Source organism: Xanthomonas sp. DAR 80977 (genome assembly GCF_041240605.1).
In the GTDB taxonomy this organism is placed as follows: domain Bacteria; phylum Pseudomonadota; class Gammaproteobacteria; order Xanthomonadales; family Xanthomonadaceae; genus Xanthomonas_A; species Xanthomonas_A bundabergensis.
This window is the reverse complement of sequence record NZ_CP162487.1, coordinates 3,431,913-3,445,834: the sequence shown is the minus strand read 5'-3', so window position 1 is coordinate 3,445,834 and position 13,922 is coordinate 3,431,913. Positions and strand designations below refer to the sequence as shown.

6 protein-coding genes are annotated in these 13,922 nt (G+C 70.9%); all 6 read left to right on the top strand.

The window, feature by feature from the left end; translation table 11 throughout:
* Window positions 1–40 precede the first annotated feature (40 nt).
* The 6 genes from AB3X10_RS14510 to AB3X10_RS14485 all read left to right on the top strand — a co-directional run bounded on the left by AB3X10_RS14510 (window position 41) and on the right by AB3X10_RS14485 (window position 13,895).
* The gene (locus AB3X10_RS14510) at window positions 41–1,678 is read left to right on the top strand and encodes a DUF5597 domain-containing protein (RefSeq protein WP_369975844.1); all 1,638 of its coding nucleotides are present in this window, start codon (window positions 41–43) and stop codon (window positions 1,676–1,678) included.
* A gap of 40 nt (window positions 1,679–1,718) precedes the next feature.
* Window positions 1,719–2,027 carry a flagellar basal body rod C-terminal domain-containing protein gene (locus AB3X10_RS14505; protein WP_369975842.1) on the top strand — a complete coding sequence of 103 codons (309 nt, stop codon included), beginning with the start codon at window positions 1,719–1,721 and terminating at the stop codon, window positions 2,025–2,027.
* Between the two features lie 427 nt (window positions 2,028–2,454).
* Window positions 2,455–4,824, top strand: a complete 2,370-nt coding sequence (locus tag AB3X10_RS14500) for a Tat pathway signal protein (RefSeq protein ID WP_369975841.1) — start codon at window positions 2,455–2,457, stop codon at window positions 4,822–4,824.
* Window positions 4,825–5,140: 316 nt separating this feature from the next.
* Window positions 5,141–7,975: a TonB-dependent receptor domain-containing protein gene (locus AB3X10_RS14495; RefSeq protein ID WP_369975839.1), complete on the top strand. Its 2,835-nt coding sequence runs from the start codon at window positions 5,141–5,143 to the stop codon at window positions 7,973–7,975.
* Window positions 7,972–12,306, top strand: coding sequence for an Ig-like domain-containing protein (locus AB3X10_RS14490; RefSeq protein WP_369975838.1), 4,335 nt, complete (start codon window positions 7,972–7,974; stop codon window positions 12,304–12,306). Before AB3X10_RS14495 ends, AB3X10_RS14490 begins: the two co-directional genes overlap by 4 nt.
* Window positions 12,303–13,895 carry a family 43 glycosylhydrolase gene (locus AB3X10_RS14485; RefSeq protein WP_369975836.1) on the top strand — a complete coding sequence of 531 codons (1,593 nt, stop codon included), beginning with the start codon at window positions 12,303–12,305 and terminating at the stop codon, window positions 13,893–13,895. The genes AB3X10_RS14490 and AB3X10_RS14485 overlap by 4 nt, the downstream gene beginning before the upstream one ends.
* Window positions 13,896–13,922 lie beyond the last annotated feature (27 nt).

Sequence of the window (13,922 nt, the reverse complement as noted above, 5' to 3'; positions counted from 1 at the left end):
GACTCGGGACCCGGAACAGCAGCGGCAACGGCAACGGCCGATGGCGCGGAAACGACACGCCTTCGCCTTTTCCGGGGCCCGAGTCCCGAGTCCCGGGTCCCGCGCCGGCCGCCTGTTCCTCGCCGCACTCCTGCTGCTGGCGCCGGCGCTGGCCATCGCCGAAGAAATGCCCCGCTATGTCAGCCGCGACGGCCACCACGCGCTGTTCGTCGATGGCGCGCCGTACAGCATCATGGCCGCGCAGCTGCACAACTCCAGCGCCTGGCCGCAGGTGCTGCCGCAGGCGCTGGACGCGGTGCAGGCGCTGCATGCGAACACGGTCGAGGCGCCGGTGTACTGGGAGCAGTTCGAGCCGGAGCCGGGCCGCTACGACTACCGCAACGTCGATGCGCTGGTCGAGCAGAGCCGCGCGCGCGGGCTGCGCCTGATCGTGCTGTGGTTCGGCACCTGGAAGAACGGGCAGATGCACTACGTGCCGGAATGGATCAAGCGCGATCCGGCCACCTATCCGCGCATGCGCGATGCCAAGGGCGAACCGGTCGACGTGCTGTCGCCGCACTCGGAGGCCAACCTGCAGGCCGATGCGCGCGCCTTCGCCGCGCTGATGCAGCACCTGCGCAAGATCGATGCCGGCCGCTACACGGTGATCGCGGTGCAGGTGCAGAACGAACCCGGCGCGATCGGCACCGTGCGCGACCACGGCGCCGCCGGCGAGCGCGCGTTCGATGCCGCAGTGCCGGTGGACGTGCTGCAGCGCCTGGGCAAGCCGGCCGGCACCTGGCGCCAGGTGTTCGGCAGCGACGCCGAGGAGATGTTCAGCGCCTGGAGCAACGCCAGCTACATCCAGCAGGTCGCCGCCGCCGGCAAGGCCGCGTATCCGCTGCCGCTGTACGTGAACACCTGGCTGCGCTACAAGGGCCGCACCAAGCCGGGCGAGGAATACCCGGCCGGCGGCGCCACCTGGAACGTGTTCGAGCTGTGGCGCCTGGCCACGCCGGCGATCGACTTCATCGGCACCGACATCTACACCAGCGACTACGACGAATACACCAAGGTGGTCGGCCAGTACGCGCGTGCCGACAATCCTGCCTGGGTCTCGGAGACCGGCTTCGAGGCGGCCACCGCGCCGTACCACTTCCACGTGCTCGGCCGCGGCGGCATCGGCTTCTCGGTGTTCGGCATCGACGGCAACGAGGACACGCCGGACAACCAGGCCGCGATCGCCGCGCATGCGGCCGGCTTCGGCCTGCTGGCGCCGTTGCAGCGCGAACTGGCCGCCGGCGCCTTCGAGGGGCGGCTGCAGGCGTCGGTGGAGAAGGCCGGGGTGCCGAAACAGAGCCTGCGCTTCGGCGCGTGGCAGGCGCAGGTGTCCTACGGCGCGCCGGGCTGGGGCGAGGCGCCGGCGCTGCTGCCCGGCACGCCGCAGCACGACGGCCGCGCGCTGGTGCTGGAACTGCAGCCGAACGTGTTCCTGGTCACAGGTTTCAATGCCCGCGTTGAATTTGTGCGCGACCGTGCCGATGGCAAATACGGGCAACTGCTGCGCGTGGAGCAGGGGCGCTATGTCGATGGGCAGTGGCGGTTCGTACGCCTGTTGAACGGCGACGAGACCGACTACGGGCTCAACTTCCGGCGCGCCGATCCCTACGTGCTGCGGGTGACCGTGGGAACCTACTGACCTTGCGGCCGCGACGCGGCCGCCCGACGAGCAAACGCGCATGACTTCCATCGCCTCGGTGTCCTCGATCGCCCTGTCCGGCATGCGCGCCGCCGCCTCCGGCCTGCAGGCGCGCGCGAACAATGTCGCCAACGCCGCCACCGAGGGTTTCCAGCGCCAGGTCACGGCCAACCAGGAGGCCGCCGGCGGCGGGGTGAGCGTCCAGGTGCAGGCGGCAGGCGGCGAGGGCAGCGACCTGGTCGACGACATGGTCGGCGGGCTGTCCGCGCGCAACGACTTCCAGGCCAATGCGCGGGTGCTGCGCGCGGCCGACGACACCCTCGGCAGCCTGCTCGACGTCCTCGCCTGAGACCACCGCGCTTCCTTCTCCCACCGGGACCATGGCCCCCTTCTCGGGGGAAGGTGCCCCGAAGGGGCGGATGAGGGGACGTGCGCAGCCTCGTGCACCCAACCCCGCGAGACGCTTCGCGCCGGACCCTCACCCCAACCCCTCTCCCGGTGGGAGAGGGGCTATGGACGCTCGGCTGTTCCCTTCTCCCACCGGGACCATGGTCCTCTTCTCGGGAGAAGGTGCCCCACGGGGCGGATGAGGGGACGTGCGCAGCCTCGCGCGCCTGCTCCTGTGCAACTTCCCAGCGCACGCACGAAGCCCAGTGCAGCGCCTGCGCCCCACCCAACGCTATGCAATTTTCCGCACCGATCCTCGACACAGCGCACAAGACGTGACCGCGCCTGCGGCGCACGATGATGCGCTATTGCTCATCGGGGGACGGTACATGGATCGGAGAGATTTCCTGCGTCAGGGGCTGGCGGTCGGCGCGGTGGCCGGTGTCGAAGCGCTCGCCGGCGGCATCGCCGCACCTGCCAATGCCGCGCCCGCCGCCGCGCCGACGCCGTCCGCGCCGCGGCTGCAGCCGCTGGCCGCCGACGCGCTCGCCGGGCACACCCTGCAATGCCGCTTCGTCGACGCCGGCGCGCAGTGGCAGGTGTACGAAGACCTGCGCAGCGCCGACGGCGACCTGACCCTGCTCGGCCCCGGCGGCGCGCTGGTGCTCGGCAAGCGCACCGAACCGGTCTATCCCGCCGCACAGGCGCCGTATTTCGGCATGCAGCTGGCCGAGGTGGCGATGGCCGAGGCCGACCTGCTCGCCGACCGCCTGCTGCGCGACGGCGACCCGCGGATCGAAGAGGTGCGCGACGCGGCGCCGCCGCCGGCCTCGCAACTGGATCCCAAGGACTACAACGGGCGCCTGCCGTGGACCACGTTCGTCGGCACCCGCGAGTGCGCCGACACCATGCCGGTGTATCCGGACGGCCGCACCCGTGCCTACCGCGCGCTGCACGCCTTCCCCGAACTGGGCAAGGCCGAGCTCGTCGCACGCCGCCACGAAGGCCTGATCGGCGGCTGGATGCCGGCGGTGCGCAAGGTGGTGCCGGCCGGCGAGGGCCGCTATTACGACGTGCTGCTGTTCGCCGACGTGCTCGCCACCGATCGCTTCATCGTGCAGACCTGGCACCGCAGCGCGCTGGTCGAGCACGGTCAGGTGACCAAGGTGGTGTACGGCTACAGCTATCCCGACTACCCGCCGCGGCGCGGCCCGCGCAGCGCCGAGGACTTCTACCGCGGCCTGCTCGCCTTCGCCGGCTACTGGCAGGGGCTGCTCGCCGATACCGTGCAGGCGCAGCTGCCGGATGCCAGCTGGAGCGACATGGCGCGCTTCGCCTTCGCCCGCGAACTGGTGGTGCGCCCCGGCGGCACCTATCCGAAGTACGGCGCGGTCGATCGCGACTACTACGGCAACGAATACGACGGCTTCCAGGACACCTTCACCAGCTCGCTGTACGCGAACCTGGAGTGGGGCCGCTTCGCCCAGGCCGGCGCGGTGCTGGACGGCTACTTCAGCGACTTCGTGCAGGACGACGGCATGGTCAACATGCGCGGCGCGGAGACCGGCCAGTTCGGCCTGACCCTGTCGCTGCTGGCGCGCTACCTGCGCTACACCGGCGATGCGGCGCTGCTGCGCAAGCACCGCGGCAAGATCGAAGCCACCGCGCAGATCCTGCTGGAACTGCACGACGCCAGCCTGAAGCTGCCGGCCAAGGCGCCCGGGCACGGCCTGATCCACGGCTGGAACGAATCCGACGCCTGCCTGTTCCCGGACCCGACCCTGTGGTGGAAGCCGTACTACGCCAACAGCGCGCTGGCGATCCGCGGTTGGCAGGACATCGCCGCGGTGTGGACCACCATCGCCGGGCCGGGCGCGCAGGCCACCGCGGCGCAGTGGCGGCGGCGCGCGCAGCAACTGACCGCGCAGCTGCACAAGACCCTGCGCGGCAACATCCGCCGCGACCTGCAGCCGCCCTACATCGGCCCGCTGCCCGGGGTGAAGCTGACCTTCCGCCAGTCGCTGCAGCAGGAGAGCCCGAGCGAGCAGGGCTGGCCGCACCGCGCCTACGCCGAACTGCTGCAGGCCGACGTGCTGCCCGACGACCTGGCGCACCTGGTCATCGACTGCGTGCGCGGCCATGGCGGCACCAGCCTGGGCGTGGTCGGCAACATCGCCCCGCCGACCCCGGAAGGACGCGACCTGCTCGGCTTCATCTCCTACGGCTACGCGCAGCAGCTGTTGCGCCTGGACCGGATCGAGGAATACCTGCTGTTCCTGTACGCGCACCGCTACCACGTGCACACCCGCGGCAGCTGGACCGCCGGCGAGGTCAGCGGCATCACCGGCGGCATGCCGCTGTTCTGCATCCCGGCGCAGATGACCATCCCGCTGCTGCTGCGCTGGATGCTGGTGTTCGAGGACAGTGCCGGCGAGGAACTGTTCCTGGCGCGCGCGCTGCCGCGCGCGTGGCTGGGCAGCGGCGAGGCGATCGCGATCGCCGCCGCGCCGACGCGCTGGGGCGCGGTGTCGCTGAGCCTGCGCGGCGATCCGGCGCGCAAGCGCATCGACGGCACGCTGACCCTGCCGGCGCAGGCGCCGGCACGGACCTGGCTGACCCTGCGCGTGCCGGCCGGCACGCAGCTGCGCGAGGTGCTGATCGACGGTCGCGCGGCGGCCCTGTCCGGGCCGCGCAAGGAACGCGTGCTGGTGCCCGCCGGAGGAGCGCGGCAGATGACGATTTCGGCTGCCTACGGCTGAGTGGCGAAAAAGTCGGAAATGTCCCGTCGCGCGTCGCGCAATGCGATATTCCGCACGTTTGAGCGATAAATACGACAAGACGACGCCATCACGGTACGCGCACATTGTGTCCGTGCAATGAAGTCTCCGGGGGAGATTTCCGCACGATGCAGCGTCGGACGCAGCAGTGCCGGCGGCAGCTCCACGCTGCCGCCGCGCGCCGCGGACGGCGCCCTGTTCCGTACTCGCCAACGATCGCTGGCGATGGGGACGGCGGCCCGGGGAAGGGCGGCCGGCCCTGCCGATCGCCGTGCCATCGCCGCCCAGGAGAATCCCGATGTCGTCTTTGTCTGAACGCGCTGCGCCGCTTTTCCCGTCTTCATGGCGCCGCGCGCAGCGGCCGGGTCCGCTGGCAGCGGCGATCTGTACCGCACTGGCGCTGGCCGCGACGGCGCCGGCCGCGCTGGCGCAGGACGCCAGCGCCGACAACGCGGCCGCCACCACCCTGGAAAAGGTCACCGTGACCGGCAGCCATATCCGCCGCGTCGATGCCGAGACCGCCAGCCCGGTGATCACCATCGACCGGCAGCGGATCGAGGACAGCGGCCAGGACACGCTCGGCCAGTTGCTGCAGCAACTGCCGGCGATGGCCGGCAACATGCCCAACATCTCGCTCAATTCCGGCTTCAGCCATGGCCGCGCGCTGGTCTCGCTGCGCAACCTCGGCGCCGAGCGCACCCTGGTGCTGGTCAACGGCCACCGCATGGCAGGGCCGGCCAGCAGCGTGTCCGCCGCGCCCGGCGTGGACATCAACGCGATTCCGGCGGCGATGGTGGAACGCATCGAGGTGCTGACCGACGGCGCGTCCTCGGTGTACGGCTCCGATGCCATCGCCGGCGTGGTCAACATCATCCTCAAGGACAAGTACGACGGCGCCGCCGCGACCGTCGACTACGGCCAGAGCACCCACGGCGACGGCAACCGCCGTTCGGTCGGCGTGGAGTGGGGCAAGACCTGGGAGCGGGGCGGACTGATCCTGGGCCTGAGCCGCAGCTCGATGAACGCGCTGTACGACGAAGACCGCAGCTACGCCAAGACCGCGGTGAACTATCTCAACGGCCAGGTGGTGGAACGCCGCGGCAACGGCACCCGCGCCTTCCTCAGCGACGGCAGCGTGCTGACCCCGAACAGCGGACTGGCGCCAGGTGCGGTCGATGCCAGCGACTTCCACACCTATAGCCAGGCGGTCGAAGGCTATAACTCCTATTACGGCCAGTACCTGATCACCCCGGTGCAGCGCACCAACTTCTCCGCCCACGCCAGCTTCGACTTCACCCCGAACGTGCAGGGCTACCTGGACATGTTCTGGACCCGCAGCGAGACCACCTCGCAGCTGACCGCCTACGGCCTGGAGCTGCCCAACGCCGCACAGAACTACTACAACCCGTTCGGCAGCCAGCTCTCGCGCTACCTGCTGCGCTCGGAGGCAGCCAACACCCGCGTCTACACCTCGACCATGTACCAGACCAACATCGTGGCCGGGCTGCGCGGCAAGTTCGCCGACACCAGCTGGCAGTGGGACGCGGCCGCCGGCTATGCGCGCTACAAGGACACCCTGGTGCGCAACGGCTTCTCGATCACCTCGGCGCTGAACAACGCGGTCGGCGCCTCGTTCCTGGACAGCGACGGCGTGGTCAAGTGCGGCACGCCCGGCAACGTGATCGCCGGCTGTACCCCGATCAACGTGTTCAACCCGGACGATCCGGCCACCATCGCCGGGATCAAGGCGACCCAGAGCGCGGTCGACCTGATCGACGAGAGCACGATGAAATTCGCCGAGGCCAGCGTCAACGGCGACCTGTTCGCGATGCCGGCCGGCATGGTGCAGGCCGCGTTCGGCCTGTCGTTCCGCAAGAACGGATTCTCGCAGGGCACCAGCAACCCGGTCGCCGCCGCCGATGCCGAAGGCAACTGCGACTACAACGACGGCTGCATCATGAACCAGGGCCACGACGAGACGATCAAGGAGGCCTACGCCGAAGTGCTGATCCCGCTGCTCAAGGATGTGCCCGGCGCGCACACGCTGAACCTCAACCTGGGCACGCGCTATTCCAAGTACGACTACTGGGGCAACACCACCAACAGCAAGATCGCGCTGGAATGGCGGCCGATCGACAACCTGCTGATCCGCGCCACCGGCTCGGAGGTATTCCGCGCGCCGGCCCTGGGCGACCTGTACGGCTCGCCGTACAACTCGGTCGTGGACAGCACCGGCGACTACACCGATCCGTGCAACGGCTACACCGGCGGCGGCAACGCCGCGGCCTGCGCCAACGTGCCGACCAACGGCAGCTTCGTCAACACCTCCTCGTTCACCGTGCTGACCACCGGCTCGGCCAATGCCGGTTTCGCGATCAAGCCCGAGCAGGGCCGCTCCTACAACGTCGGCGCGGTCTACGACCCGGGCTGGGCGGACGGCCTGTCGCTGAACCTGGACAGCTGGCGGGTCACGCTCGACGACATGATCAACGGCGTCGGCCTGGACCAGGTGCTGCAGAACTGCTACGACGGCCAGAGCGCGTACTGTCCGTTGATCCAGCGCAACGCCAGCGGGCAACTGGTCAGCGTGACCGTGCCGTTCGCGATCAACAGCGGCAAGGTCGATATCCGCGGCTACGACATCGGCATCAAGTACGCGTTGCGCGACACCGCCTGGGGCAACTTCCAGGCCGGCGTGGACGCCACGTTCCTGTCCAGCTACAAGTTCAGCGGCGACGACCACAACTACGTCGGCGAGATGTCCAGCTACGGCAACATGCCGCGCTGGCGGGCCAGCTTCAACCTGGGCTGGGACAACGGTCCCTGGCACGCCAGCTGGAACACGCGCCTGCTCGGCCCGACCACGGTCGGCAGCGCCTACGAGGACTTCTGCGTGAACACCGCCGCCGACGGCAGCTGCGTCTACTTCAAGGTCGGCACGGTGACCTACCACGACGTCTCGCTGAGCCGGAAATTCGAAAGCCTGCACACTACGCTGTCGGCCGGCGCCAACAACGTCGGCAACCGCAAGCCGCCGCAGTACTACGGCTATGCGAGCGCGGCCAATACCGACGCGTTCACCTACGACACGCTGGGGCGTTACTTCTGGGCTCGGCTCAGGACCGAGTTTTGAGTTTGTCCGCTGGCGGCGCGGCCGCGGCATGGCGGCGGCCGCGCGCCGCCGCCGCGTTGTTCGCGGTGTTGCTGGGCGTGGCGTGCAGCGCGGCGGTTGCGGCTGCCGCTGGCGCGGATGGCGAGGCCTTGCAGGCCAGCAACGCCGCGCTCGGCTATCCGCGCTTCAAGGGCACGCCCACGCCGATCCCCGACAGCGGTGTGGCCTTCGCGCCGGGCGGCCATCTGCAGCGGGTGTTCGCCGCCGACCTGGCGGCCGGCGCCGGCACTGCGCCGGGCAAGGATTTCTGGATCGACCGTATGCTCGCGCGCAGCGGCACCGGCGGCGGTTTCGACGATAGCAACAACTGGCTGTTCAGCCGCGGCCGCGCCGCCTACATGTACACGCACCAGCCGCAGCAGCCGGGCTTCGTCGGCGACGTGGCCTACGCGCACAAGACCGGCCACGACGCGCTGTTCCGGCTGCAGGCCGAGCTCGACGGCAAGCCGCTGCAGCTGGTCGAGGACAGCGCGCAGCGGCGGCAGACGCCGAGCTACTTCAGCAGCGTGTACGCCGATGCCGGCGCCGGCGTGCGGCTGCGCCTGGTCAAGTTCATCAGCGAGCAGAACGTGGCGGTGGCCGAGGCCACGCTGTCCAGCAGCGACGGCGTGGCGCGCACGCTGACCCTGCGCGCGATCTCGCCGATGGCTACGCATGCCGACGGCGCCGAGCTCACCGGCGCGTTCGCCACCCACAACGCGATCACCACGGTGTTCCCGCGCCTGTCCGGCGACGGCTTCGCGGTCGAGGGTGGTTCCATCGCGCGCCGCGTGGCGCTGCCGGCGAGCGGCGAGGCGGCCACGCTGAAGGTGCAGCTCGGGCTGGTCACGCGCGAACTGCCGGCCTCGCTGCAGGAATACCGGCGCATCGCCGCGCAATCGCCGCAGCAGGCGTATACCGAGCACGTGGTCGCCTACAACCGCTGGTGGGCCGACAACCTGCCGTACCTGGACACGCCCGAGGACAACATCGACAAGACGTTGTTCTACCGCTGGTGGCTGCTGCGCTTCAATTTCCTCGACGCCGCGGTGCCCGGCAACGACTACCAGTTCCCGGTGGCGATCGAAGGCGTGCTCGGCTACGACAACGCGATCGTGCTGACCACCGGCATGTTCATCGACGACCTCAAGTACCTGCGCGACCCCAGCTACGCCTACGGCTCGTGGCTGGGCGCCGGCGAGACCGCCGGCGGCGGCAAGTACGTGGACAATCCCGGTGCGCCGGAGAACTGGTCCAATTCCTATGCCCAGTACCTCAGCGCGGCCGCCTGGCGCGCCTACCAGCTGCACGGCGGGCCGCCGGCGGTGGCGGCCAGGCTGGCGCGCTACGCCAGCGCCGACGTGGACGCGCTGCTGCGCGCCTACGACCGCAACGGCAACGGCCTGATCGAGTACGACTGGGCGGCGATGACCGGCAACGATGCCGATGCGGTGTCCTTCGACTGGGCCAGGCAGCACGGCCAGATCCGCATGGACCGCAGCGAAAGCGCCTACGTCTACGCCAACGCGCTGGCCGCGGCGCAGGCCGCGCAGCTCGCCGGCGATGCGGCCACCGCGGTGCGGATGCAGGCGCTGGCGGCGAAGATCCGCCGCGCCGTGCTCGCCGTGCTGTGGCAGGACCACAGCGCGAGCGCCGACGGCATGGGCCTGCACGGCGACCTGCTTAAGCAGCGCCAGGCCGACGGCGCGCGGCTGCCGGTGGACTGGAAGGAGACCAACAACTACTACCCGTTCAGCGTCGGCCTGATGCCCAAGCAGGGCGACGCCGACGACGACCCGAAGTACGTGCGCGCGCTGCGCCTGTTCGCCGACGCGCGTCAGTATCCGATCTTCCCGTTCTACACCGCCAACCAGGCCGACCAGCAGGCGCGCGGCGCCGGCGGCAGCAACAACTTCTCGGTGATCAACTCCACCGTCGCCTTCCGCCTGTTCGGCAGCGCGCTGCGCGACTATCCCAGCCCGTACCTGGATGCCGGCAGCTACCGCAAGCTGCTGTACTGGAACGCCTGGGCGCACTACATCGACGGCGACAACCGCTACCCGGACCAGAACGAATTCTGGGCGCAGGGCAGCGCCGCCGCCGGCGGCAGCATCGGCTACCGCTCGTGGATCCACCACACCCAGCTCGGCGCCACCAACTTCACCGTGATCGAGGACGCGATGGGCCTGCGTCCGCGCGGCGACGCCAGCATCGAGCTGTACCCGATCGACATCGGCTGGGACCATTTCGCCGCCGACGGCCTGCGCTACCGCGACCGCGACCTGGCCATCGTCTGGGACCGCGACGGCCGCCACTATGGTGGCGCGGTGCCGAAGGGCTATTCGGTGTACCTGGACGGGAAGCTGGCGTTCACCGTCGATCGCCTGGCGCATGTGCTCTACGATCCGGCCAGCGGCCGCGTGCAGGCCTTGCCGGATGCGGTCAATGCCGGTGCCGCGCAGCTGCGCGTGCTCGCCGCGCACGCACGCGCACTGCAGACACCGGCGCAGGTACGCTTCGCCGCCGATGCGCGGATCGCCGCGGTGCTGGCCGACGCCGGCGTGGACACGGCGTTGCCTGCCGGCGCACGCGACCTCGCGCAGGGCGCAAAGGTGAGCGCCAGCTATGCCGCCGACGGCTTCCCGGCCGAAGCAGCGGTGGATGGCAGCACCGCCAACGAACCGTTCTGGGGCACCGTGGGGTCGCCGTCGCACAGCGACTGGATCGAACTCGACCTGGGCCTGCCGCAGACGCTGGACGACGTGCGCCTGTACTTCTACCGCAGCTCCTCGCCGCCCGGCGAGCAGCACGGCTTTCCCTCCGGCACCCGCGCCGGCTACGCGCCGCCGTGGCTGTACGTGCTGCAGTACTTCGACGGCCACGCCTGGAAAGCCGTGCCCGGTCAGGTGCGCGACGCGCCGATCGCGCAGGGCAACCGCAACCGCGTGCGCTTCCCCGCGTTGCGCGTGCAGCGGCTGCGCGTGCTGGTGACCCATGCCGGCGCCTTGCGCACCGGGATCAAGGAGATCCAGGCCTATGCCAGCGGCGCCGCGCCGCCGGCGGCCAGGCCCAACCAGGCGCCGCAGGTCGAGGCCTGGCAGCAGGACGGCGCCGGTGGCGGCGCGTTGCGCCTGGCCGGCCTGGTCGGCGACGACGCGCTGCCGAACGGCACGCTGGCGCTGCACTGGCGCGTGCTGCAGGCGCCGCCCGGCGGCGCGGCGATCTTCGATGAGCCGCAGGCGGCCAGCACCGGCGTCCGCTTCACCGCGCCCGGCGCCTACACGCTGCAGCTGCAGGCCGACGACGGCGCGTTGCAGGGCCATGCCGACGTGGCGGTGGTCGCCGCGCCGGTGCCGGCCGGGCAGGGCCTGCAGGTGCAGGGCGAGGCCGAGGCCAGCGCGCAGTTCACCGCCGGCCACCACCGGCTGCAGGCGCTCAACGACGGCGTGCTGCCCGAGCCTGGCCAGGTGCCGTCGGCGGACCGCCGCTGGGGCAGCTGGGGCCGCGCGCAACCGGCCTCGGTGTGGGTGCAGTACCAGTGGCGGCAACCGCAGCGCGTGAACGGCGCCGCGCTGTACTTCTGGGACGACCAGCCCGAGGGCGGGGTGGCGCCGCCGCGCGCGTGGACGCTGCAATACCGCGAGGGCGACCAATGGCGCGACATCGTGGTGCGCGGCGGCTATCCGGTCGCCGGGCGCGGCCAGCCGAGCCGCGTGGCGTTCGCGCCGGTGACCACCAGCGCGTTGCGCGTGGTGCTGGACACCGCCGCGCAGGGCGAGGGCCATGCCGCGGTCGGCATCGACGAATGGCAGGTGTTCGCCGAGCGCGCCGACGCGGTCGAACCGATCGACGTGCGCGTGGCGCCGGGCGAGACGCCGGCCTTGCCGCAGCGCATCGCCGGCTATTTCGCCGACGGCAGCTGGGCCTGGCTGGGCGTGCGCTGGCCGCAGCTCGAGCCCGCGTCCCTGGCCGGCGAAGGCCGCGTGCAGATACAGGGCCTGGCCGACGGCGGCGTGCCGGTGAGCGCCAGCATCTGGGTGCGCGCCAGCGCGCCGGGCCAGATCAACACGGTGCAGGCGCCGCCGCCGTTGCACGTGCGTGCCGGGCAGGCGCCGGCGCTGCCGCAGTTCGTCGGCGTGCAATACAACGACGGTTCGCGCGAACGCGTGCCGGTGCAATGGCCGCCGTTGGCGCCGGCCGCGTATGCCGCGCCGGGCAGCACCAGCATCGTCGGGACGGCACAAGGGCGCGGCGGCAGCGGGCAGTTGCCGGTGCGCTTGCAGATCGTGGTCGACGCGGCGGTGGCGCCATGAGCCTGCGCGGCGCATCGGGTGTTGCCGCACGCATCGGCGCCGGCCTGCTGTTGGCGCTCGCCGTTGCCGGGGCGCATGCCGCGCCGCCGCTCGCGCGCGACGTGCACAGCGTCGGCAATCCGATCCTGGCCGACGGCCGCGACTACTCCGCCGATCCGGCGCCGCTGGTCGCCGACGGCAAGCTGTACATCATCGCCGGCCGCGACGAGGCGCCGCCCGACGTCAACGACTTCGTGATCAAGCGCTGGCAGATGCTGGTCACCGACGAGGTCGGCAGCGGCCGCTGGACCCACTATCCATCGCTGCTGCGCCCCGAGCAGGTGTTCGCCTGGGCCGCGGCCGGCCGCGCCTATGCCGCGCAGATCGTGCAGGGTCCGGACCGGCGCTACTACCTGTACGCGCCGGTGCAGGAGCAACACTCGCCCAACGCCGATCCGTTCGCGATCGGCGTGGCGGTCGCCGACAGCCCGCTGGGGCCGTGGCGCGACGCGCACCCGCAAGGGCCGATCCTGTCGCAGTCGCTGCCGGTCAGGAACACCATCCAGAACATCGATCCGACCGTGCTGGTCGACGACGACGGCCGCGTGTACCTGTACTGGGGCACCTTCGGCAAGCTGTTCGGGATCGAGCTGGAACGCGACATGGTCACGCCCAAGGGAGATGCGGTGGCGGTGACCACGCTGGACGGCTATTTCGAGGCGCCGTGGCTGTTCAAACGCAACGGCACCTACTACATGGCCTACGCCGGCAACCGCGCCGGACCGGATTCCGACTGCACGCCGACGCTGTACCATGCCTGCATCGCCTACGGCACTGCGCCGTCGCCGCTGGGGCCGTGGACCTACCGCGGGGTGATCCTGCCGCCGGTGTCCTCGACCACCTCGCATCCGGGCATCGTGCAGTTCAAGGGCCGGTGGTACCTGGTCTACCACACCGCCGACGCCAAGGGCGGCGGCCACTTCCGCCGCAGCGTGGCGATCGACCGGCTGGACTGGGACGACACGCAGCAGCCGGCGCGGATCCGTCCGGTGCTGGCCACGCGCGCAGCGCAGCCGCCGCAGCCGGTACAGCGCAACGTCGCCCGCTACGCCCAGGCCAGCGCCTCCAACGGGCCGGACATCCCGCACCAGTACTGGATCGCCGCGCTCAACGACGGCGTGGTCAAGCGCAATCCGCTGCCGCCGCAGATGTGGGGCAGCTGGAGCGCGCACAATCCGCCGCAGCAGTGGATCCAGTACAGCTGGGCGCAGCCGGTGACGCTGGAGCGCAGCCGCATCGTGTTCTGGGCCGACCATCCGCCCGGCGCCAACGAAGGCGTGGCGCCGCCGGCGCACTGGCAGCTGCAGTACCGCAAGGACGGGCAGTGGCTGCCGCTGGCACAGGCGGCGAGCGGCGCGGTGGCCGGTCGCGTGCAGACGCTGCGCTTCGCGCCGGTGACCACGCGCTGCGTGCGCGCGGTGTTCGACGCTTCCGGCGGCGACGGCCGCTATGCCGCGCTGGCGGTGCAGGAATGGGAAATGTGGGCCACGCGCGCGCAGCGCCTGGTCCAGGCCGGCGCCGCGGATGCGCAGCGCTGCGACGCAGGCTGACCGGCACCGGGCGACACCGCATCGGAG